Annotated in this window: 22 protein-coding genes; 8 read left to right on the plus strand and 14 right to left on the minus strand. The window is 62.5% G+C overall.

Annotated elements, in window-relative coordinates:
* Position 1: 1 nt before the first annotated feature.
* The 4 genes from BLW22_RS33530 to cpaB are packed head-to-tail and all read right to left on the minus strand — an operon-like array spanning position 2 to position 4,626.
* The gene (locus tag BLW22_RS33530) at positions 2 to 1,270 is read right to left on the minus strand and encodes a TadA family conjugal transfer-associated ATPase (RefSeq protein ID WP_065925542.1); all 1,269 of its coding nucleotides are present in this window, start codon (positions 1,268 to 1,270) and stop codon (positions 2 to 4) included.
* The gene (locus BLW22_RS33535) at positions 1,267 to 2,460 is read right to left on the minus strand and encodes a CpaE/TadZ family protein (RefSeq protein WP_065947176.1); all 1,194 of its coding nucleotides are present in this window, start codon (positions 2,458 to 2,460) and stop codon (positions 1,267 to 1,269) included. The genes BLW22_RS33530 and BLW22_RS33535 overlap by 4 nt, the downstream gene beginning before the upstream one ends.
* The gene (locus BLW22_RS33540) at positions 2,457 to 3,674 is read right to left on the minus strand and encodes a type II and III secretion system protein family protein (protein ID WP_065947177.1); all 1,218 of its coding nucleotides are present in this window, start codon (positions 3,672 to 3,674) and stop codon (positions 2,457 to 2,459) included. Before BLW22_RS33540 ends, BLW22_RS33535 begins: the two co-directional genes overlap by 4 nt.
* A 19-nt stretch (positions 3,675 to 3,693) precedes the next feature.
* Positions 3,694 to 4,626 (minus strand): Flp pilus assembly protein CpaB, encoded by a 933-nt coding sequence (gene cpaB, locus BLW22_RS33545; RefSeq protein WP_065925539.1) that lies wholly within the window; start codon positions 4,624 to 4,626, stop codon positions 3,694 to 3,696.
* Between the two features lie 319 nt (positions 4,627 to 4,945).
* On the opposite strand from cpaB, the gene BLW22_RS33550 reads away from it, so the two are divergent.
* Positions 4,946 to 5,143, plus strand: coding sequence for a Flp family type IVb pilin (locus BLW22_RS33550; protein WP_027607968.1), 198 nt, complete (start codon positions 4,946 to 4,948; stop codon positions 5,141 to 5,143).
* Positions 5,144 to 5,196: 53 nt separating this feature from the next.
* The gene (locus tag BLW22_RS33555; protein ID WP_027607967.1) at positions 5,197 to 5,601 is read left to right on the plus strand and encodes a response regulator; all 405 of its coding nucleotides are present in this window, start codon (positions 5,197 to 5,199) and stop codon (positions 5,599 to 5,601) included.
* 8 nt (positions 5,602 to 5,609) lie between these two features.
* Here BLW22_RS33555 and BLW22_RS33560 read toward each other — a convergent pair whose 3' ends face one another.
* Both BLW22_RS33560 and BLW22_RS33565 read right to left on the minus strand, forming a co-directional pair.
* On the minus strand, positions 5,610 to 7,292 hold the full coding sequence (locus BLW22_RS33560) for a ShlB/FhaC/HecB family hemolysin secretion/activation protein (RefSeq protein WP_074848675.1): 1,683 nt from the start codon (positions 7,290 to 7,292) through the stop codon (positions 5,610 to 5,612).
* A gap of 185 nt (positions 7,293 to 7,477) precedes the next feature.
* Positions 7,478 to 8,947: a collagen-like triple helix repeat-containing protein gene (locus tag BLW22_RS33565; RefSeq protein ID WP_065925537.1), complete on the minus strand. Its 1,470-nt coding sequence runs from the start codon at positions 8,945 to 8,947 to the stop codon at positions 7,478 to 7,480.
* Between BLW22_RS33565 and BLW22_RS34900 the strand changes: the two genes are divergently transcribed.
* On the plus strand, positions 8,946 to 9,119 hold the full coding sequence (locus BLW22_RS34900; RefSeq protein ID WP_155954386.1) for a hypothetical protein: 174 nt from the start codon (positions 8,946 to 8,948) through the stop codon (positions 9,117 to 9,119). The two genes, BLW22_RS33565 and BLW22_RS34900, sit on opposite strands and share 2 nt — an antisense overlap.
* 128 nt (positions 9,120 to 9,247) lie before the next feature.
* Here the strand turns inward: BLW22_RS34900 and BLW22_RS33570 are convergent, their stop codons facing one another.
* Together BLW22_RS33570 and BLW22_RS33575 are read right to left on the minus strand one after the other, a co-directional pair.
* Positions 9,248 to 10,096 carry a MaoC family dehydratase gene (locus tag BLW22_RS33570; protein WP_065925536.1) on the minus strand — a complete coding sequence of 283 codons (849 nt, stop codon included), beginning with the start codon at positions 10,094 to 10,096 and terminating at the stop codon, positions 9,248 to 9,250.
* Between the two features lie 2 nt (positions 10,097 to 10,098).
* Positions 10,099 to 11,442, minus strand: a complete 1,344-nt coding sequence (locus BLW22_RS33575) for a 3-oxoacyl-ACP reductase (RefSeq protein ID WP_074848677.1) — start codon at positions 11,440 to 11,442, stop codon at positions 10,099 to 10,101.
* A 103-nt stretch (positions 11,443 to 11,545) separates the two neighbouring features.
* Between BLW22_RS33575 and BLW22_RS33580 the strand changes: the two genes are divergently transcribed.
* Together BLW22_RS33580 and BLW22_RS33585 are read left to right on the plus strand one after the other, a co-directional pair.
* Positions 11,546 to 12,823 (plus strand): acetyl-CoA C-acetyltransferase, encoded by a 1,278-nt coding sequence (locus BLW22_RS33580; RefSeq protein WP_074848679.1) that lies wholly within the window; start codon positions 11,546 to 11,548, stop codon positions 12,821 to 12,823.
* Positions 12,824 to 12,956: 133 nt separating this feature from the next.
* The gene (locus BLW22_RS33585; RefSeq protein ID WP_027607961.1) at positions 12,957 to 13,856 is read left to right on the plus strand and encodes a PA4780 family RIO1-like protein kinase; all 900 of its coding nucleotides are present in this window, start codon (positions 12,957 to 12,959) and stop codon (positions 13,854 to 13,856) included.
* A 97-nt stretch (positions 13,857 to 13,953) separates the two neighbouring features.
* Here the strand turns inward: BLW22_RS33585 and cueR are convergent, their stop codons facing one another.
* The 3 genes from cueR to BLW22_RS33600 all read right to left on the minus strand — a co-directional run bounded on the left by cueR (position 13,954) and on the right by BLW22_RS33600 (position 17,014).
* Positions 13,954 to 14,355 (minus strand): Cu(I)-responsive transcriptional regulator, encoded by a 402-nt coding sequence (gene cueR, locus BLW22_RS33590; RefSeq protein WP_065925533.1) that lies wholly within the window; start codon positions 14,353 to 14,355, stop codon positions 13,954 to 13,956.
* Positions 14,352 to 16,568 (minus strand): heavy metal translocating P-type ATPase, encoded by a 2,217-nt coding sequence (locus tag BLW22_RS33595; protein WP_074848680.1) that lies wholly within the window; start codon positions 16,566 to 16,568, stop codon positions 14,352 to 14,354. The genes cueR and BLW22_RS33595 overlap by 4 nt, the downstream gene beginning before the upstream one ends.
* 65 nt (positions 16,569 to 16,633) lie before the next feature.
* Positions 16,634 to 17,014, minus strand: a complete 381-nt coding sequence (locus BLW22_RS33600) for a hypothetical protein (protein ID WP_027607958.1) — start codon at positions 17,012 to 17,014, stop codon at positions 16,634 to 16,636.
* 147 nt (positions 17,015 to 17,161) lie between these two features.
* Between BLW22_RS33600 and BLW22_RS33605 the strand changes: the two genes are divergently transcribed.
* Positions 17,162 to 17,359, plus strand: a complete 198-nt coding sequence (locus tag BLW22_RS33605) for a heavy-metal-associated domain-containing protein (protein ID WP_027607957.1) — start codon at positions 17,162 to 17,164, stop codon at positions 17,357 to 17,359.
* 85 nt (positions 17,360 to 17,444) lie between these two features.
* Positions 17,445 to 18,638, plus strand: a complete 1,194-nt coding sequence (locus tag BLW22_RS33610) for a multidrug effflux MFS transporter (RefSeq protein ID WP_027607956.1) — start codon at positions 17,445 to 17,447, stop codon at positions 18,636 to 18,638.
* A gap of 8 nt (positions 18,639 to 18,646) precedes the next feature.
* On the opposite strand, the gene BLW22_RS33615 is transcribed toward BLW22_RS33610, so the two are convergent.
* From BLW22_RS33615 to BLW22_RS33625, 3 genes are all read right to left on the minus strand, one after another.
* Positions 18,647 to 18,829 carry a hypothetical protein gene (locus tag BLW22_RS33615; protein ID WP_027607955.1) on the minus strand — a complete coding sequence of 61 codons (183 nt, stop codon included), beginning with the start codon at positions 18,827 to 18,829 and terminating at the stop codon, positions 18,647 to 18,649.
* Positions 18,830 to 18,976: 147 nt separating this feature from the next.
* Entirely contained in the window at positions 18,977 to 19,990 is a 1,014-nt protein-coding gene (locus tag BLW22_RS33620) for a zinc-binding alcohol dehydrogenase family protein (RefSeq protein WP_065947186.1), read from the minus strand.
* Between the two features lie 24 nt (positions 19,991 to 20,014).
* Entirely contained in the window at positions 20,015 to 20,308 is a 294-nt protein-coding gene (locus BLW22_RS33625) for a putative quinol monooxygenase (RefSeq protein ID WP_065925529.1), read from the minus strand.
* 115 nt (positions 20,309 to 20,423) lie between these two features.
* Here BLW22_RS33625 and BLW22_RS33630 point away from each other — a divergent pair, with 115 nt between their 5' ends.
* Complete coding sequence (locus BLW22_RS33630; protein WP_027607952.1) at positions 20,424 to 21,350, plus strand: LysR family transcriptional regulator; 927 nt, start codon at positions 20,424 to 20,426, stop codon at positions 21,348 to 21,350.
* The last annotated feature ends 2 nt before the right edge of the window (positions 21,351 to 21,352 follow it).

Here is a 21,352-nt window from a genome sequence, read left to right on the forward strand (position 1 = left end):
CCTACAGCGGCATGGCTGTGGCGCGGCGCAACTTATCGCCGGCCGGGTTGATGGCTTCGCGCAGGAAACCGACGCCGGTGCGCCGGTCCAGCCGGAACAGGGTATTGGTGACATACACGTCATCGCGCACACCGACCACTTCCACCACCTCGCTCACGCAACGACGGCCATCGGGCATGCGCGTCAGCTGGATCACCACATCCAGCGCGGCGCAGATCATCTGGCGCAGGGTTTTTTCCGCGATCACGCGGCCGGTCAGGCCCACCAGGGTTTCCAGGCGCAGCAACGCATCCTGGGCATTGTTGGCGTGCACGGTGCTCATGGAACCGTCGTGGCCGGTGTTCATGGCCGTCATTACGTCGAGCACTTCCACGCCACGGATTTCCCCCAGGATGATGCGGTCCGGGCGCATCCGCAGGGCGTTGCGAATCAGGTCGCTGGACCTGACCTCACCGTGGCCCTCGGCATTGGGCGGGCGGGTTTCCAGGCGCACCACATGGGGATGCCCCAGTTGCAATTCGGCAACGTCTTCGATGGTCACCAGACGCTCGTGGGGATTGATCAACTGGCTGAGAATATTGAGCAACGTAGTCTTGCCGGTGCCGGTGCCGCCGCTGATGAGGATATTGCAGCGCCTGCCGACGGCTTCCTGGAAAAACTCGAAGATGCTCTGGTCGATGGTCTGCATGGCAACCAGGTCGCTGCTCTTGAGCATGTCCTTGCGGAACTTGCGGATTGACAGGCATGGCCCATCCAGGGCAATCGGCGGGATGATCGCGTTGACCCGGCTACCGTCAGGCAGGCGTGCATCGACCATCGGCGAGGATTCGTCCAGGCGCCGGCCCAACGGCGCGAGGATGCGCTGCATCACGCGCTCCACGTGATGGTCGTCGATAAAACGCAGGTCACTCTGATGCAGCAGGCCCTCACGTTCGATAAACACCCGGTGCGGCCCATTGACCAGGATTTCGGTGACCGAAGGGTCGCGCAGCAGCACCTCCAGCGGGCCGAAACCGGTAAGTTCGTCGACGATCTCTTCGGCCAGGCGTTCCATCTCATAGCGCGAGATCGCCAGGCGCATGCGCGTGATGTACTCGGACACCTTGTCGACGACAAATTGCGCCAGGGATTGGCGCGTGTCTTCAAGCAGGTTCTTACCCGACTCCTCGATAGCGTCGATGATGTAGCGATGCAGCACCAGCTTCAAGCCATCGTGATCCGTGTTGCCGCCGCTGCGGGCCGGGCCGCCGAAGAGTTTCTCGCCGTTCATCGCACCGTCCCCAGGATGCGTTCGAACCAACGCATTGATGGTTTTTCCAAGCCCTCGGAACGTTTCGCCAGGCGTTCGCCCAAGGTGCGCACGGCCTGGCTCAACGCTTCACGTGGGGCCAGGGCAAACAGGGTCTGGCCCTGGTTCTTTACGTTCAGGCGCAGTTCGGCGCTCAGCGGCAGCACGGCGATGCACTCAAGGCCGTAGCTTTTTTCCAGGGTGTCGGTGTCTGGTACGCAGGACTTGATATAACGGTCGACCACCAGCCTGGCGTGGTCGAGTTTCATGCCTTTGTCGCGCCAGCGATTGAGCACCGCGAGGTTGCGGCGACAGTCCAGTACGTTCTGGTCGGTGCACCACAGCAGTTTGTCGCAGTGGCCGACAAAGGTGCGCAGTGCGTCGCTGTCCGGTTGCCCGGTAAGGTTCACGACGATGTGCTGGAAGTGCTGGCGCAGTGCGCTGAGCAGCATGTACAGCTCGGCGGCGCTGGTCAGTTTCAGCGGTTCGTCGCCGGTGGCATACGCCAGGATGCGCAGGCCATCCACGGTTGTGGTAAAGGCGCTGTTGATCAGCGTGGTATCGAGGCGGCGCAAATGCCGCAACGCGTCACCGAAGTTGAAGGTGCTCTCCAGCCCCAGCAGCGCCAGGCTGTCGCTGCGTGGCAGGCCCAGATCCAGCAGCAGGGTCTGCTGGCCGCTTTTTTGCACCACCAGGGCCAGGTGAGTCGCCAGCATCGCGCCGTCGGCGTTGCTTTGGGTGCCAAACAGAACGGTCAGGCCGCCCAAGTGTGCACTGGGGGTGATGGTCGGCAGGCGCTTGCTCAAGCGGCGCACCAGGCCGGCCACTTCGCTGGAGCGTGAGCCGTAGGCGACGAAATCCCGGGCGCCCGCCCGCATGGCGTTGAGTACCAACTGGTTGTCCATGCCGTCGCCCAGGGCGACCACGGCGAGCATCGGCTTGGCCTCCAGGGCGCCTTCGATCAGCGCACTCTGGGCCACCAGATTTTCACGGTCCAGGCCGATGAAGACCAGGTTGGCAAAGGTCACGTCGACCAGCGCCAGCAGCTCGTCCAGGCTGCCGGTGCCAGCGCTCACGACTTGGCCAAGGGGCGCCAGGGCACCCTGCAGCCACTCCAGGTCGATGGTGTTGCGAGTGATGGCGAGGAACGTCTGGCTCAAGCTATCGCTCATTGGGAAAGTCCACTGCGGCGGTCGAAATTACCGTTTTCGAGGAAAAACAGGCGGTACCAGTTGGGGTCATAGTTGCGCAGTTTTTCGCCGGGCAAGGAAGGCAGCTGAGCGTTGGCCGCCAGCGGTTGCACCAGATGCGGCGTGACGATCATCAGCAGCTCCTTTTCTTCGCGGCGGATATTGGTGTCGCGGAAAAACGCACCCAGGACCGGGATATCGCCCAACCCCGGAAACTTGCTGATGCTGGAGCGGTTGTTGGTGCTGATCAGGCCGCTGATCACAAAGCTTTCGCCATCGGCCAGGGACACGCTGGTGTCGGTGCGGCGTACGGTCAGGGCCGGCACCTGGATGCCCTGGATCTGTACGGCGTTGCTGTAGTCCAGCTCGCTGACCTCCGGCGCTACCTTGAGGGTGATGCGGTTGCGATCAATCACCGTCGGCGTGAGGGTCAGGCGAATGCCGAATTCCTTGTATTCGATGGAGATGGTGTCACTGCCGGCGCTGGGTACGGGTATAGGTACTTCACCGCCGGCCAGGAAGGTTGCGCTCTGGCCGCTCAGCGCTACCAGGCTGGGACGCGCCAGGGTGTAGGCAAAACCGCTGCTCTCGAGGGCGTTGATCATCGCTTTGACCCGACCGCCGCCAAAACCGACATTGAAAGACTCGGCACTCACCGGCAGTTTGAACACACCTTCTGCCGGGGAGAGAAGGTTGGGGCTGCCGAGGAAAAAATTGTTGCCCAGCCCCAGGAACTGGGTGCTGGCTTCCTTGAGCTTGGTGCGGCTGACTTCGACAAAGCGTATATCCGTCTGCACCTGGCTGGGCAGCAATGGGTCTTCGGAGGGTGGCCGCGACAAACTGGTCAGTGCCGACGTGGCCTTGCCCTTGACGAACACCATGCTCTGGCGCGGCGCCTTGGTACAGGCAGTCCACACCATCAGGCTGGTAGCGCCGCTGGCGACGCCGGTCAGCAGGAAATGACGGTCACCATTGACGCGCACATCCGCGATCTTCGGGTCGCCAATCGCCAGGCGGGTGATTGGCACCGGCGATTGCAGCTCCTGTTGCAAGCCTTCGCCCACCTCGACCACGGCAGGCAACTGGCCCAGGGCGCTGCAATTGCCGGGTGCCGCCAGGGTCATGGCGGCTGGCAGGCTTGTCAGCATCAAGGCCCAGGCAATTGGCGTGAACATGAGGGCGTAGCGATGGCTCATTCAAGGCATCCTTGCTCAATCACGGGGTTTGTTCAGTGGCCTGCGCGCCGCGAATCACCTCGACGCCCCGGCGTACAGCGGGTGCGCCGCTGATTTGCGCGACGCTTTTGGGCGGTCCCACAAGGGCAAGCTGGGTGAATTGGTAGAGGTCACGATTGGCATTGGCCAGTTTGTCCGAAGCGTCGTTTTCCCCGGCCCAGTACTGGCTGAGCAGTTGCTCCTCGGCACTGCGCACGGCCAGGCGCAAGGTACCGGCTTGCGACGCCAGCATCAGGCGGCTCAATAGAGGCTCCGGCACGGCCAACACCACGGTGCGTGCAGCAGCGCGACGCTGGGCAGCCTGGGCGCGCTCCTCGGGCGTGGCGGCGGGCGGCACGGCCGGCAAGCCATCGTTGGCCAGGCCCAATTGGTCACCGACGCTGAGCAGGCGCAGGGCTGGAAGGACGATTTGTGCCGACTGCTCCGCGTTGCCAGCATCCTGGCGCAGGAACAGCAGCACATCCACATAGTCGCCGGGGCTCAGTTGGCCTGCCGCGCCGATCACCTCGTCGACGGCCACGGCCAATGCGCGCTCATCGGGATGAATCATGCGGGCAAGCGGGCCGCCGGCGCTGAAGCTTTCTTCGCTGAGCCAGGTACCTGCTCCCAGTGCGCGCAGTGGTTGGCGGCCGATGGCCTGGTCCAGCCGCGTCAGGCTGCCGGCGGGCACCGTGCGGAGTTTTTCCACGACCAGGTCGGCAGCGGTAAGTGCAACGAAGGCAGGGACGTCATGCGCCAGTACGACCACTGGTTGGCGGGTCTGGTCTTCGACGACAGCAGTGGGCTTTTCGGCAGAAATGACAGGTGTTGCGACGGGCTCCGGTTGGCGGCTCAACACCAGCCCCCAGTACCCTGCAATCAATGCCCCGATTAGCAGCACAGCGGCCAGGGCCATGCTGATGCGACTGTTCATGACGGCTCTCCCTTTCCCGTTGCACTACCTGTTCGTCAATCCAAACGAACTAATTCGCAACCTGGCTGTGATGAACATCTAACGATTTGGCTATTTGAAGGTAGCTCAGCCAGGACGAAACGCCATTTGTCACGGATAAAATTTTATTTGAACGCTATTTGCAGCCGGGTAGTCAGGCATGGGCCGACGACTAATACTTTGTGATTAATGAGTTCTTACAGTTGTGAGGCTGAGGTTTGTTGGCAATGCTCTAATTGCACGTCGCAAACATCGTGCTAGAGCCGTACTGGCTTTTAGTGGCGTATTAGGGAGAAGTCGTATGTTCCTTGACCTGATGTTGAAGTTATATGTTCAAACACAACTGTTCTTCAAACGCAAAGAGGCTGCTTCAGGTATTGAATACGCCATTATCGTGGCGCTGGTGGCCCTTGTCATTGTGGGTGCCGGAACCGGCCTGGGCACCAAGATAAGTGGAATTTTCACGTCGATCGCTACCAAGCTGCCAACGGCGACCTGACTGCCAAGTTGCAGCAGCTATTCTTCAATTACCCCATTCTTCCAGGTACGGCCATGAGCACATCTTCTTTGTCTCGCCAACAAATACTATTGGTGGACGACGAAGAGGATGCTCTGGTTGAGCTGGCCGAATCCCTCGAACACGAGGGCTTTGTCTGTTTTACCGCCACCTCCGTGACCTTCGCCTTGCAAGAATTGACACTGCATCCGGATATCGCCCTGGTCATTACCGACCTGCGCATGCCTGAGGAAAGCGGCATTTCCTTGATCAAGCGCCTGCGCGAACACACCTCGCGCTCGCACCTGCCGGTGATCGTGATGTCCGGCCATGCCGAGATGGATGACGTCAGCGACATGCTGCGCCTGCAGGTGCTGGACCTGTTCCGCAAGCCGATCTATCTGGTGCGCCTGATCGATACGCTCAACAACCTGTTTCCTCTCTCTCACTCCAGGTATTAAGCGCTCATTCACAGCTGATAAGTGAAGCTCAGCGTATACCGCGGCCGTCGGTCGAAGTTATCCCGCGCCACATCTGCCATCGGCTTGGCCGCTTCCACGGAAATGTTGTAGTACCTGGCGTCGCCAAAACGCAGGCCCAGGGCCGCCGATGACATATCGCTGCCCTTGACCGGCAGGTCGTTGAACCAGGCCCTGGCGCGGTCGAGCACCATATAGGGCTGCAGGATCCGCACCCACTCGCCAGCACGGTTGTAGCTGTAGTTGATCTCATACGCCACGCCCCAGCCTTTGTCGCCGGAGCCCTGGTCATCGGGGTAGCCACGGCCGAAATTCTGCCCGCCGAAGGTGGCACGCTCGCTGTCGGGCAGGTCGTGGTGGCTCCAGTAGAGTGCGCCGGAGAGTACACCTTGCCAGTTATCGAAGAGCCTGTTGCTCTGCACGCCGGAGAGGCGCAGACGGAAGAAGTCGAGGTCCGGCTTGAGCCCGCCGAAGTCTGTGCGGGTCTTGGCGCCCATGCCGTTGATGCCTTGGTACACACCGGCGCTGAGGATGCGCAACTGGGTCGTGTCGGCCTTGCGCCAATCGCCTTCGAACGCCAGTGCGCGCAGGTCTGTTTGCAGCGCCAGGCGTTGCGGGAAACCTTCGAGCTTGTAGCGCGTAGTCTGGTCGACGGCATAGTAGCGGGCGCCGAGGTTCAATGACTCGTTGGGCGACGCGATCAGCGGGTGGCTGAAGCCGATGGCGTAGCGGTCGATTTCCTGGTGTGGCTTGAGCTCCAGGCCTTCGCCCAGTTGCAGGCTGGTGCGTGGATCGGCGCGGTAGCGTTCACCCGACAGCGTGAGCTGGGTGCCCTCGGCATTGATGAATTGGCTGTAGGCTGCGCGGTAGTAATGTTCTTTGTCGTCGCCGGGCGGGAACAGGCCGCTGAGGCTCAGTTGTTCGCCCATGGAGGTCCAGGAGTTGCCGGTGCCGGTGAGCAGCGCCTGCGTGCCGCCTCGGCTGGCCTCGTTGAGGCTCATGCTGGTGGTGAAGGGTTTGCGGCTGGCGGTGATGTGCATCGGCGTGCCGCCGTCGGTGGTGGCGGGCGGCGGTACCTGGGCCTGCAAGGTTACGCCCGGGATGGCGCTCATCAGTGTCGTGTAACGCTCGAACGTCTTACGGGTGAGTGGACGTTCGGCCTTGAGTTTTTCGGCGAGTTTGTCGACGTATGACGAAACCGGGCCGATGTCGCCTTGCAACTGGTAATCGCGGATATAGCCTTCGACCAGCACCACATGCACCAGGCCGCCGTCGAAGCGCTGTTCCGGCAGGAAGGCGTAGGACAGCAGGTAGCCATCTTCCTGGTAGCGGCGGGTGATGCTGCGGGTGGCTTCGATCAATTGCGCCAGGTTGGTTTCATGGCCGATCAGCGGTTCGAATGCCTGGGCGACGTCCTTGAGCGGGTAGACCGTGCCGCCGTCGATCTGCAGCTTTCGAATGGTCACCTTGGTGTCCATCAGCAACGGCTGCTCCGCGCTGGCAGCAGGGGCGGGCAGTCGGGTCTGCTGGGGCGCCGGTCGATACGCGTCGGCGGGCAGGTTAGGCACGGGCAGGTTGCGGACGGTGTCGTTGCTATTCAGGAAACTGGGCAGGGGGTCGGCGTGGACGGAAGCACTGAGGGTGAGCAGTAACAACGGTGTCAAAGCGCGCATAGGACACTCCATGGTCAGAACTGCTGCAGCGTTTTGCAGGTTCCCGTCGGGCTCGGGGAGCGCGGTCTGGGTGTTTTCAGGGGTCGATCATTGACCCATGAAAAAAAGACGAGAGACTTAGCTGGTCTCTCGTCTCAACCAAGCGTAGGCGCTGCAGGTGAGGCCGTCTAATCGGCCAGGTGCAATCATTTCCTGCCGGTCAGGCCACCCAGCAGCCCGCCCAGGGCACCGCCATTCGTACTGGTGCTGGCACCCGCGGAGGTCGTCACGGCCAGGCCGCCGCCGAGCAAACCACCACCGGTGTTGGGGCCGCCGCTGACCAATCCTCCGACCGAGGCCACGGTGCCACCCACTGCGTTGACGGTACCCCCCAAGGCGTTGATGACCGGGTTGGCGTTGGTGCTGGTGATTTGGCTGCCCAGCCTGCTGACGGCGCCGCCGGCGTTGGTGGCCAGGCCGTTGATTGGAGTGCCCAGGCCGGTGGCATTGCCGACGTTTTGAGTGAGGCGGGTGACGCCACTGGTGACGGGGTTCAACGCGCCGCCGACCTGGCTGGTCAACGTGGCAATGGGGGTGCCTGCGGCGGTGTTGGGGACGCCACTGCCGCCCAGAAGGGTGCCCAGGGATGCCACGGTAGTGCCCGCCTTCACACCGGTGACGCCGGTGGCGCTGACCAGACCGTTGCTACTGCCGGCATTGAGGCCGCTGCCGGCGCCCGCTATCACGCCGCCGATGAGTTCCGCCAGGCCCGGTCTGCGGTTGCTGCCGCCACTGTTACCCGTGGCGTCGACATAGCCGCTGGCCTTGCCGACCACGGTACCCACGCCATTGAGCACGCCGCCCACGGCGCCGGTCGCCGGGTTGCCGCTGCCACCGGTGTCGGCGACTTGATTGCCCAGGCTATCGACGGTATCGCCGAGCTTTTGCAGCAGGCCGCCCACGGGGCTGTCCAGGCCGGTCGTGCTGCCGACTTTAGCGGTGGTGCTTTCCACCAGCGACACCACCGGGACCAATACCTTTGCGCCAAGCGTATGGGTGGCCGAGCCCAGCGGGCCGGTGGTACTGGCGGTGCTGAGGGTGTCGCCGAGCATGGTCACGGCATTGCCGAGCTTGCCGACGACGTTGCCTGCCACCGGTGCCGCGCTGCTGACCACCGGCACGTGCCCCAGCAAGGTGGCGACGTTCTGGCCGGTGGCGGTCACGCCTGCACCGAGGTCGGAGACACCGTCGGCCACACCCGCGACGGTGTTGCCCAGTGCATTGCTGTCGGTACCCAGTGAACCGAGGCCATCCGACAGGCCTTCGCCGATGCTGCTGACGGCGTTGCCGGTAGCACGCACCAGGCTGCGCGTAGTTGCACCCACGATAGGCAGGCTGCCAAGGGTAGTGCCCAGGCTGCTGACGGTGCCGCCGAGGTCGGTCACGGTATCGCCGAGGGTGTCGGCCACGCTGGCCGTTACCAGGGTGCTGGTTGTGCCGGTACCGCCACCGTCTGTACCGCCACCACCGCTGCCGCCACCGCCAGCAGCAGTATCCGAGGAAGTAGAGCCCCCACTGTGATGTCCGCCGCCACCGCTGCTGCAACCGCCGAGTGTGAGTGCGATTGCCAGTGCCAGCGTGGTACTTGCTTTCCAGAACATGACTTGAGTCTTCATGATTGAGTTCCTTGCACCTGTACAACCTGAGTTGTCTCAAACGCTGGCTATTTCTGCGGATAGCGATGCGTTTGTCCGTGTGGCTATAACAGGCCCGGGCGCTCTTTCTCTCAATGCTCAACTTGGTATTAATGATTTATATACGGCTGGGTTGTACCGTTTAAGCGACTAATACCAAAGGTATAGGGCATGATGTTTCTGGATGTATATATGTTTAAAATCAAAAACCTGCATATAAAAAGCGAGCCTGAAAAGGCCCGCTATCACTTAGGGTGTATATATACAATTTATCAGTCGCTTTTATGCAATGGGCTGCCATTTACCCAGCATATGCTCGATGTCACCCGCGCCTTTCAATAAGAATTCGCCGCTGGAACCGGCGGCGCTGGCCAGTAACCTGACTTCACTGGGCAGGCGCACGGGCTTCCTGAACTCCACGTCTATCTCGATATTGGCCGCAGGCAGGTGTTCACCCAGGGCGGCGAGGGTGTGCGCCTTGTTCCACAGCCCGTGGGCGATGGCTTGGGGGAAACCGAACAGTCTGGCGGTCGGCGCGCTGAGGTGGATCGGGTTGTAGTCGCCGGACACTCTCGCGTAGCGGCGGCCGATATCGGCTGGGGCCTTCCAGCGAGTCAATTCGCTGATCTCGGCAGGGCTGGGACGGGCATCATCGGTCGCTTCGCCTTCGAGCTTTACACCCCGGCACAGCATTCGGCTCTCGGCTTCCCACAGCAGGCCGAGAGAGTCTTCAACTGTGGTGACCACTTCAAAGGTCGCGCCCTTGGGGTGGGGCCTGAGGTTCTGCGTGTGCACGCCGATGGACAATTCGCTGACTCCGCCCAGTGGGCGATGGATGCGGATACGGTTACTCAGGTGAATCAATCCCAGCAGAGGGAAGGGAAACTTCTTATCGGTGAGCAACTGCATCTGAAGACCGAATGCCAGGATGTGCGGATAGGTCGCCGGCAGCATGGGGCTCTCGGTAAACCCGCAGACCTGGCGGTACGCCGCCACCTGCTTGGGGTCGACGCTTACCCGACAGCGCAAGCCTTGCTCGGGCAGCGTGTTGCCGGTGATCTTGCGCTTGAGCGCTGCCCGCCAATACAACGGTGGCAGAAACGGCGTACTGCCTAAGGTTTGCCAATCCATGCTTACGCTCCCAATAGACTTTGCCCACACACCCGCAGCGCTTGCCCGCTGACCGCACCGGAACCCGGCTGGCCCAGCCAGGCCACTGCTTCGGCGACGTCCTGCGGCAAACCGCCCTGGCCCAGCGAGCTCATGCGCCGCCCGGCTTCACGCAGGGCAAAGGGAATATGCGCGGTCATCTGGGTTTCGATAAAGCCTGGGGCTACGGCGTTGATACTGATCCCGCGTTCTTCCAATAACGGCGCCCATGCCTGTACCAGGCCGATCAAGCCGGCCTTGCTCGCGGCATAGTTGGTCTGCCCACGGTTGCCGGCGATGCCGCTGATGGAGGCCAGCACCACCACGCGGGCGTTGTCGTGCAGGGTGCCGCTGTCCAGCAGTGCCTTGGTCAGCACTTGCGGGGCATTGAGGTTGACCGCCAGCACCGCGTCCCAGTATTCCGGGGTCATGTTGGCCAGGGTCTTGTCACGGGTGATCCCGGCGTTGTGCACCAGGATGTCGAGGCCGTCGGGCAGGTGTTCGATCAACTGGCCGGCGGCGTCTTCGGCGCAGATATCCAGCACCACGGTGCGCGCACCCAGGCGTGCGGCCAGGGCCTCGAGGTCGGTCTTGGCCTGGGGCACGTCGAGCAGGATCACTTCGGCGCCGTCGCGGGCCAGGGTTTCAGCGATGGACGCGCCAATGCCACGGGCTGCGCCGGTGACCAATGCCTTGCGCCCGGCGAGGGGGCGAGTCCAGTCTTCGACGGGCGTGGCACAGGCCTTGAGGCGAATCACCTGGCCGGAGATATAGGCGCTTTTCGGTGAGAGGAAGAAGCGCAGCGCGCCTTCCAGTTGGTCTTCGGCACCGTCGCCGACGTAGAGCAATTGCAGCACGCCGCCGTTGCGCAGTTCCTTGGCCAGTGACCGGCTGAAACCTTCGAGGGCGCGCTGGGCGCTGGCGGCGAACGGGTCGCTGAGGCTTTCCGGCGCGCGGCCGAGGATCACCAGGTGTGCACTGTGATCCAGGTTTTTCAGCAACGGTTGGAAAAACTCACGCAGTTGCTTGAGCTGGTCGGTGTGTTGCAGGTCGCTGGCATCGAATACCACGGCCTTGAGCTTGGGGCCATGGCCGGGAATCCAGGTCGAAGTGTCGGCGCCGTAGGTGTAAATGGCGTCGGTGAGCCGGTTGGCAAACGCTTTCACGTTCGTTGCCAGCGCGCCACCACCCAGTAACAGCGCACCTTCCACCGGGCGCAGGCGCCCGGCTTGCCAGCGTTCCAGGCGTACCGGTGACGGCAGGCCAAGGGCGGCGACCAGGCGATGGCCGAGGCTTGAGTTGGCGAAGTCGATATAACGGTCAGACATGGAACGCTCTCCGAAGGCTGGGGTTCAAAGGGTTGACCATCCCAGGGTAGCAGTCGTTCGACTAGGCTCAGTTATCCAGACCACAACCGACAGGGAGCTTTCCATGACTCAATTGCGCCGTGTAGCGATCATTGGCGGTAACCGCATTCCTTTCGCCCGCTCCAATGGCCCCTACGCCACGGCGAGCAACCAGGCGATGCTGACCGCGGCCCTGGAGGGCCTGATCGAACGCTACAACCTGCACGGTCTGCGCATGGGCGAGGTGGCCGCCGGCGCGGTGCTCAAGCATTCCCGCGACTTCAACCTCACCCGTGAATGCGTGCTGGGTTCACGCCTTTCGCCGCAAACCCCGGCCTATGACATTCAGCAGGCGTGCGGCACGGGGCTCGAGGCGGCGTTGCTGGTGGCCAACAAGATCGCCCTGGGCCAGATTGAATGCGGGATTGCCGGTGGGGTGGATACCACCTCCGACGCACCTATCGGCGTGAATGAAGGGCTGCGAAAGATCCTGCTGCAAGCCAATCGCAGCAAGTCCATGGCGGATAAATTAAAAGTCCTGTTACAACTTCGTCCCCAGCACCTCAAGCCTGAGCTGCCGCGTAACGGCGAGCCGCGCACCGGTTTGTCCATGGGCCAGCATTGCGAATTGATGGCACAGACCTGGCAGATTCCCCGTGCCGAGCAGGATCAACTCGCCCTCGAGAGCCATCAGAAAATGGCCGCTGCCTATGCCGAAGGCTGGCATAACGATCTGCTCACGCCGTTTCTGGGTCTGACTCGCGACAACAACCTGCGCCCCGACCTGAGCCTGGAGAAACTTGCCGCGCTCAAGCCTGCGTTTGAGCGCAGCGAAAAAGGCACGCTGACGGCCGGCAATTCCACACCGCTCACCGATGGCGCATCCCTGGTGTTGTTGGGCAGCGAGGCGTGGGCCCAGGCGCGTGGTTTGCCGATCCTGGCCTACCTGCGCGATGGCGAAGCGGCGGCGGTGGATTTCGTCAACGGCGCCGAAGGCCTGCTGATGGCGCCGGTGTATGCGGTGCCGCGCTTGCTGGCGCGCAACGGCCTGACGCTGCAGGACTTTGATTACTACGAGATTCACGAAGCCTTCGCGGCCCAGGTGTTGTGCACGCTCAAGGCCTGGGAGGATGCGGATTACTGCAAGACGCGCCTCGGGCTGGACGCACCGTTAGGGGCCATCGATCGCAGCCGCCTGAACGTCAAGGGCAGTTCCCTGGCGGCCGGGCACCCGTTTGCCGCCACCGGTGGGCGCATCGTTGCCAACCTGGCCAAGTTGCTCGACGCGGCGGGCAAGGGGCGCGGGCTGATTTCGATCTGCGCGGCAGGCGGGCAAGGTGTGACGGCGATCATCGAACGTTGAATTCGCCAAAATTGGCATATTGGATGCATTCTTGAGTGGTCAGAGGTCGGTAGCCCCTCCCACCGGCGAGCCGATTGCCGTATAACGAGTGCCATACGCGTATTTGGTAATAAAGGACCCACAATAAAAGCTGATGAAGACTCCTAAACGCATTGAACCCCTGATCGAAGACGGTCTGGTCGACGAAGTGCTGCGCCCACTCATGAGTGGTAAAGAAGCAGCTGTTTATGTGGTGCGCTGCGGCAACGAATTGCGTTGCGCCAAGGTTTACAAGGAGGCGAATAAACGAAGTTTTCGTCAAGCGTCTGAATACCAGGAAGGCCGTAAGGTCCGTAACAGCCGGCAGGCCCGGGCCATGGCCAAGGGCTCGAAATTCGGCAAGAAAGAAACCGAAGATGCCTGGCAGAACGCCGAAGTAGCGGCGTTGTTCCGTCTGGCCGGTGCGGGCGTTCGCGTGCCCAAGCCATACGACTTCCTTGAAGGCGTGTTGTTGATGGAGCTGGTGGCCGACGAGTACGGTGATGCCGCGCCACGTCTGAATGACGTGACGTTGGAGCCGGACCAGGCGCGTGAATACCACGCCTTCCTGATTTCCCAGATCGTGCTGATGCTGTGTACCGGCCTGGTGCACGGTGACCTGTCCGAGTTCAACGTGCTGCTCACGCCGACCGGTCCGGTCATCATCGACCTGCCCCAGGCGGTGGATGCGGCGGGCAACAACCACGCGTTCAACATGCTGGAGCGGGATGTGGGCAACATGGCTTCCTATTTCGGGCGTTTTGCCCCGGAGTTGAAGAAGACCAAGTACGCCAAGGAAATGTGGGCACTCTACGAAGCCGGCACCTTGCACCCGGCCAGTGTCTTGACCGGCGAGTTCGACGAGCCGGAAGAACTGGCGGACGTAGGCGGTGTGATCCGCGAGATCGAAGCGGCAAGGCTGGACGAAGAACGGCGCCAGGCCATTCGGGCGGCGGATGATGCGCCGCCGAGCAAAGCGTCGGAAGAGCCACCGCCGCCGCCCTGGATGCAGTGATCCCTGGCTGGATGAGGATCAAAATGTGGGAGGGGCAAGTCGAATCGTCGCACCGCCCCTCCCACATTTGGTTTTGCATGCATTCAGATAGATTCCGTCACGCGCAGCAGCTTCCCGATGCCAGTTCCTTGAGAATCGGACAATCCGGCCGGTGATCGCCCTGGCAGTGCTCCACCAGGTCCTGCAACGTATCGCGCAATTGCCCCAACTCCAGGATCTTCTGGTTCAATTCATCGATATGTTGGCGCGCCAGGGCTTTCACATCGGCGCTGGCCCGTTGCCGGTCCTGCCACAGGGTCAGCAGTTTGCCCACCTCTTCCAATGAAAACCCCAGGTCCCGCGAGCGTTTGATAAACGCCAGGGTGTGCAGGTCGTCGGTGCCGTAGATGCGGTAGCCGCTGTCGGTGCGATGGGCCGCCTTGAGCAGGCCGATGGATTCGTAGTAGCGAATCATCTTCGCGCTCAGCCCGCTTTGCCGGGCGGCTTGGCCGATGTTCATGGGCGTTGATCCTCCAAGTGCGACTGTTTCCAAGTGCTGGGTTTCCAAGTTTTCAACAGCAAGGCGTTGCTCACGACACTGACGCTGGACAAGGCCATGGTCGCGCCCGCGAGCACCGGGTTGAGCAGGCCGAATGCGGCCAGGGGAATGCCGATCAAGTTATACACAAAGGCCCAGAACAGGTTCTGGCGGATCTTGGCGTAGGTCTTGCGGCTGATCTCCAGGGCGGCCGGGACCAGGCGTGGGTCGCCGCGCATCAAGGTGATGCCGGCGGCATGCATGGCCACGTCGGTGCCGCCGCCCATGGCGATGCCGATGTCGGCGGCGGCCAGGGCCGGGGCGTCGTTGATGCCGTCGCCGACCATGGCCACTACGCCGGTTTTTTTCAGTTCGGCGACGGTGGCGGCTTTATCGGCGGGCAGGACTTCGGCGTGTACGTCATCGATGCCCAGCGCTTGGGCAACGACGCGGGCGCTGCCGCGATTGTCGCCGGTGAGCAAGTGGCTGCAGATGTGCCGGGCCTTGAGTTGTGCCACCGCTTCCAGCGCGCCAGGCTTGAGCGTGTCACCAAAGGCAAACAGCCCGAGTACACGGGGTTGTGCGCCTTGCTCGATCAGCCAGGACAAGGTACGGCCCTCGGCCTCCCAGGCCGTGGCAGAGTCGGCCAGCCCACCCGCGTCCAGGCCGCTTTCTTCCAGCAGGCGCCGATTTCCCAGGGCCAGTTGGCGCCCGCCGAGGGTGCCGGCAATGCCACGTCCGGTCAGGGATTGGCTGGTGCTTACGTCCGCCACCGTCAGGCCTTGCTCGCTGCACGCATCCAGCACGGCCTTTGCCAACGGGTGTTCGCTGCCGCGTTGCAGCGCACCGGCCTGTTGCAGCAATGTGGCTTCATCGCCATCCACTGCCGCCAAATGGGCAATTTTTGGGGTGCCGGAAGTTAGAGTGCCGGTTTTGTCGAACACCACGGTGCTCACTTCATGGGCGCGCTCCAGCGCTTCGGCGTCCTTGATCAGGATGCCATAGCGTGCGGCGACGCCGGTGCCGGCCATGATGGCGGTCGGTGTAGCCAGCCCGAGTGCGCACGGGCAGGCGATCACCAGCACCGCCACGGCGTTGATGATCGCGGTCTCCAGCGGCGCACCGTACAGCCACCACCCCACCAGTGTGATCAACGCCAGCACCAGCACGGTCGGCACGAATACCTGGCTGACCTTATCCACCAGCTTCTGGATCGGTGCCTTGGCGGCCTGGGCGTCTTCCACCAGGCGGATGATGCGCGCCAGTACGCTTTCGGCACCGAGCGCGGTGGTGCGCACCAGCAGGCGACCTTCGCCATTGATGGCACCGCCGGTGACGGCGTCGCCGGACTGTTTCGGCACCGGCAGGCTTTCGCCGCTGATCAGTGCCTCATCGGCATGGCTCTGGCCTTCTACCACTTCACCGTCCACTGGGAAGCGCTCGCCGGGTTTGACCAGCACCAGGTCATTAAGCTTGAGCGCGCTGATGGCCACATCCTCCTCGCGGCCAGCCTGTATACGCATGGCGCGTTCAGGGCGCAGGGCTTCCAGGGCGCGGATGGCGCTGGCGGTCTGGCGTTTGGCGCGGCTCTCCAGGTATTTACCGAGCAGCACCAGGGCGATCACCACGGCAGACGCTTCGAAGTACAGATGGGGCATGGTGCCCGAGGGGGCGGTCAGCCATTCATAGAGGCTCAGGCCGTAACCGGCGCTGGTGCCGATGGCCACCAGCAGGTCCATATTGCCGGCGCCGGCCCGCACGGCCTTCCAGGCGGCGATATAGAAGCGTGCACCGAAGATGAATTGCACCGGGGTCGCCAGGAGGAACTGCACCCAGGCCGGCAGCATCCAGTGCAGGCCGAAGGGTTGCACCAGCATCGGCAGCACCAGGGGCAATGCCAGCACAATCGCCAGCAGCAGCGACCAGCGCTCGCGGTGCAGGCGTTGGGCCTGATCGGCCTCGGTCCTGGTTTCGCTTTGCGGCAGGCTGGCGGTGTAGCCGGCTTTGTCGACGGCGGCGATCAGCACGGCCGGGTCGATCTGGCCCAGCACTTCGACGTGGGCGCGCTCGTTGGCCAGGTTGACGCTGACGCTTTGCACCCCCGGGACTTTGCCCAGCGCGCGCTCGACACGCCCGGCGCAACTGGCGCAGGTCATGCCGCCGATGGGCAGGTCAAAGGTGGTGGATCCATTCATGGGGCAGTCCTCCAGAGAAGTTGCCCCTAGGATCAACCTTGACCTGTGGGGAAGGTCAAGTGTCTTCAGTATTCCAGTGCGGCAGGCTTGAGGTACATGCCTTCCGGGCCCTGGGCAATGCGCAACTTGCGTACGTCACCGGCCTTGAGCGTGATGTTCTGCGCCGGCGGCGCGAGCAGGCCCGGCAAGCAACCCGGTGACTGGCCCGGCAGCAGTTTCAGGCGCAGCGACACATTGCCGGCGGGCAGGTTGAACGAGGTGGACTGTTCCTGGAACAGGCGCCCGGCCAACTGGTCCTGGATGTACAGGCCGATCTCGCAATTGGTCGGTACTTCCAGGCGTTCGCGGGAAATGATCAGCACCGCATAGTCTTCTGCGGCGAGGGCCTGGGGCGCAGCGGCAGACAAGCTCATCAGGCCGACAAGGCCAAAAAACGACCAGCGCATGGCGAATGCTCCGTGGTTTGAATCGAAGATGGGTGAAGCTTGGCCGACGCCGCGGTGTAATACCAGCCCGGCCGAAAGTTTCAGAACTTGACCTTGCCATCGTGGCAAGGTCAAGACTGGGTTCAACCTCATCAAAGGAGTCATGTCATGCAAATATTCAGCGTTGAAGGAATGACCTGCGGCCACTGCGTTCGGGCCGTGACCCAGGCGGTGCAGAGCCAGGATCCGGCGGCCAGCGTGAAGGTCGACCTGGCGGCGAAAGAGGTGGGCGTCGAAAGCCGCCTGTCTGCCGAGGAAGTGATCAGCCTGATCAGCGAAGAGGGCTACAGCGCCAAGCTCGCCTGACCCATTCAAATAGTTAGCGAGCTATCGTATTCAATGCACCCAAGCGCGGCTAAACTGTCGGGCTGCCGACACACTTGGGTGCCTGATGAACCTCCGCATAATCCTGATTCTGGGCGCCTTGAGCGCCTTCGCGCCGCTGGCGATCGATTTCTACCTGCCTGGCTTTCCTGCCATGGCGACGGCCTTCGGGACCGACGAAAAACATATCCAGTTGACCCTGGCGGTGTATTTCGCCGGCCTGGCCATCGGCCAACTGATCTACGGCCCACTGGCAGACCGCTTTGGTCGACGCGGCCCGCTGCTCAGCGGCGTAACCCTGTTTACCCTGGCGTCCTTTGCCTGCGCGTACGCGCCGTCCCTGGAATGGCTGATTGGCGCACGTTTCGTGCAGGCCCTCGGCGGTTGCGCGGGCATGGTGATTTCCCGCGCCGTGGTCAGTGACAAATGTGATGCGGTGGGCTCGGCCAAGGTGTATTCGCAACTGATGCTGGTGACCGGCCTGGCGCCGATCCTTGCGCCATTGGCGGGTGGTGTGATGGTCGGGTTGTGGGGCTGGCAGTCGATTTTCCTCGCACTGTCGATCTTCAGCGTGATGGCGGCGATCGCCGTGGCGGTCGGTTTGCCGGAAACCTTTCCGGCCCATCAGCCGCGTCAACCCTTGTCCGGATCGCTGCGCCGCTATGGCGCGCTGTTGTCAGACCGGGTCTACCTCGGTTACGCCCTGACCGGGGGCATTTCGATTGCCGGGATGTTTGCCTACATCGCCGGCTCCCCGTTCGTATTTATCAAACTCTATGGCGTGCCCGCCGAGCATTACGGCTGGCTGTTCGGTTCCAACGCCGCGGGGTTCATCCTGGTTGCACAGGTTAACGCGCGGCTGCTGGCCAAGCGTGGCCCGGCGTTTCTGCTGTCGCGCACGGTGTGGGTCTATCTGCTGGCGGCGCTGTCACTGTTGGGCATCGCGGCCTTGCGCACCGAAGCGTTATGGCCGTTGCTGGTACCGCTGTTCATCTGTATCGCCAGCCTGGGCTGCATCTTGCCCAACACCTCGGCCTGTGCCATGAGCGGGCAGGGCGCCCGGGCCGGCAGCGCGTCGGCCTTGCTCGGTTGCATTCAGTTTGGCGTGGCGGCAGGGGCGGCTTCGTTGGTGGGCGTGCTGCACGACGGCACGGCGATGCCGATGGCGATGGTCATCAGCTTGTGCGGGGTGTTGGCGGTGACAATTGCGATGTCGACCCAGCGCCTGCAACGGGCAAGAGCCACGCAGGCGCAGGGCTGAAATGCAGGTCAGCCAGCGGCGGAGCGTTGCTGGCTGAGCGGGAAGCGGTGGGGAGCCTGGATGCGGGCTTGCAGGGTATCGGCGAAGGCGCGGGCCTCGGCCTCGCTGCGGAAGGTGAACGCGTCGCCGTCGAGACGAACCTGCCATTTATTGCCTGGGGATTTTGCTAACGCTTTTATCAGGATTTTCATTGCTGACTTCCTCACGTAAAAGAATCGTGGCAAAGGCGGCCAATATAAACCCGAATACGCTCACAAATATGACAAAGATCAACTCTCTGACTAGCGGTGTCGTCCCTCACTTACACGAATAACGGACGACACTGATAGACGTTATCTTCAGAACCCTTCCAGCACGATCTTGCCCTTGGCTTTGCCGCTTTCCAGCAGGGCATGGGCACGGCGCAGGTTCGCCGCATTGATCACGCCGAAGTGCTCGCCCACCGTCGTTTTCAAGGTGCCGGCGTCGATCAGTTCGGCCACGCGATTAAGCAGGTTGTGCTGCTCGATCATGTCCGGGGTCTCGAACATCGAGCGCGTGTACATGAACTCCCAATGCAGCGACAGGCTCTTGCGCTTGAGTTTGCTCACGTCCAGCGCCTTGGGGTCGTCGATCAGCGCCAGCTTGCCTTGGGGTTGCAGCGCTTCGACCAGTTGGTCCAGGTGATGCTCGGTCTGGGTCAGGCTGGCGACGTGGGTCACCTGCGGGTGGCCGGCTTGTTTCAGCGCTTCGCTCAGCGGTTGGCTGTGGTCGATCACCAGGTCGGCGCCGAGTGCCTTGGTCCATTCCTGGGTTTCCGGGCGCGACGCGGTGCCGATCACCGTCAAGGCGGTGAGCTGGCTGGCCAGTTGGGTCAGGATCGAACCCACACCACCGGCGGCACCGACGATGAGCAGGCTCTGGCCTTGCGCCTCTTTACCTTCACGCACTTGCAGGCGTTCGAATAGCAGCTCCCAGGCGGTGATGGCGGTCAGCGGCAGCGCGGCGGCTTCGGCAAAGCCCAGGCTCTTGGGCATATGGCCGACGATGCGCTCATCGACGGTGTGCAGTTCGCTGTTAGCGCCCGGGCGGACCAGGGAACCGGCGTAGAACACCTTGTCGCCGACTTTGAACAGGCTCACTTCACTGCCGACGGCCTTGACCACACCGGCCACGTCCCAGCCCAGCACTTTGGCCGCGCCGTTCTCAGGGGCGACGTTCTGGCGCACCTTGGTGTCCACCGGGTTGACCGAGATGGCTTTGACTTCTACCAGCAGGTCACGGGGGCCGGCGACGGGCTCCGGCAGCTGGATGTCTTGCAGGGATTTTTCATCGTTGATCGGCAGTGATGCGTAGTAAGCAATGGCTTTCATGGGGGCTCCGGAAAAAGGCGGTGATCAGGCGAGAAACTTCAGGCGCTTGAGTTCGAAGTGTTCGATGACATCAGCGGCTTTGGCGCGAAAATGTTGGATGTGCGCACTCTGGTCGTGGTCGGCCAGTGCGGCGTCATCGCTCCAGCGTTCGAGCATGTAGAAGGTCTCAGGGTGTTGCAGGTCCTGGTGCAGGTCGTATTGCTCGCAGCCGGCTTCAAGGCGGGTGGGTTCCAGCAGGTCGCGCAGCAGCGGCTCCAGGGTGGCCTGTTGGCCAGGTTTGGCGATCAGCGTGGCGATGACGTTAAAGGCTGTGGACATATTCAACTCCAGACACGTGATAACGGGATGGGCAGATGATTGGCCATTTCCCTGCAAGATAAAAGCGGCTAAAACAGCACTCTGTTTCAATAATATTTTGATAATGGGTGGTTGAATGCTGCGTTTTGATGATTTGCAGTTGTTTGTACGCGCCGCGGACCTGGGCAGTTTGTCGGCGGCGGCGCGGGTGATGGACCTTTCGCCCGCCGTGGCCAGCGCGGCGCTCAAGCGTATCGAACAGCAACTGGGCACGCGTTTGCTGGCGCGCTCCACCCGCAGCCTGCGCCTGACCGCCGAAGGTGAAGGCTTCCTGGAATATGCCCGGACTGCGTTGAGCGCCCTGGACGAAGGACGGCGATTGTTGGCCAGTGGCCAGGACCATGTCAGTGGGGTGTTGCAACTCTCGGCCCCCTCGGATTTCGGCCGCAACCAACTACTGCCCTGGCTGGACGAATTTCAGCACGAGTACCCGCAACTCACCGTGCGCCTGCTGCTGGGCGATCGGATTGCCGACCTGTTCCGCCAGCCGGTGGACATTGCCCTGCGCTATGGCGAGCCCGAAGACTCCAGCCTGGTCGCCCTGCCCGTCGCGCCGCACAACGTTCGCGTGTTGTGCGCAGCCCCCAGCTATCTCGCGCGTTATGGCGAGCCGCGACAGCTGGAGCAATTGGCCCAGCACAATTGCTTGCTTTACATGCTTGGCAGCCGAGTGCATGACCACTGGAGCTTCCACGATGGCAAACGCGAAGTCAGCCTCACGGTCGGTGGTGATCGCTTCAGCGACGATGCCGATGTGGTGCGCCGCTGGGCGGTGGCGGGCGTGGGCATTGCCTACAAATCCTGGCTGGATGTGAGCACCGATGTACTGGCCGGGCGCTTGCGCCTGGTCTTGCCTGAATTGCGTGGCGAGCGCACACCGCTCAATTTGTTGTGCGCCCATCGGGCCCAGTTGAGCAAACCCATCAACCTGCTGCGGGAAATGCTCGTGTCGCGCTGTGCGACATTGACCGCTCAATTGCCGGAGCGATTGGGTACGCCGTAACA

The sequence above is a fragment of the Pseudomonas marginalis genome (genome assembly GCF_900105325.1).
GTDB classification, from domain to species: domain Bacteria; phylum Pseudomonadota; class Gammaproteobacteria; order Pseudomonadales; family Pseudomonadaceae; genus Aquipseudomonas; species Aquipseudomonas marginalis.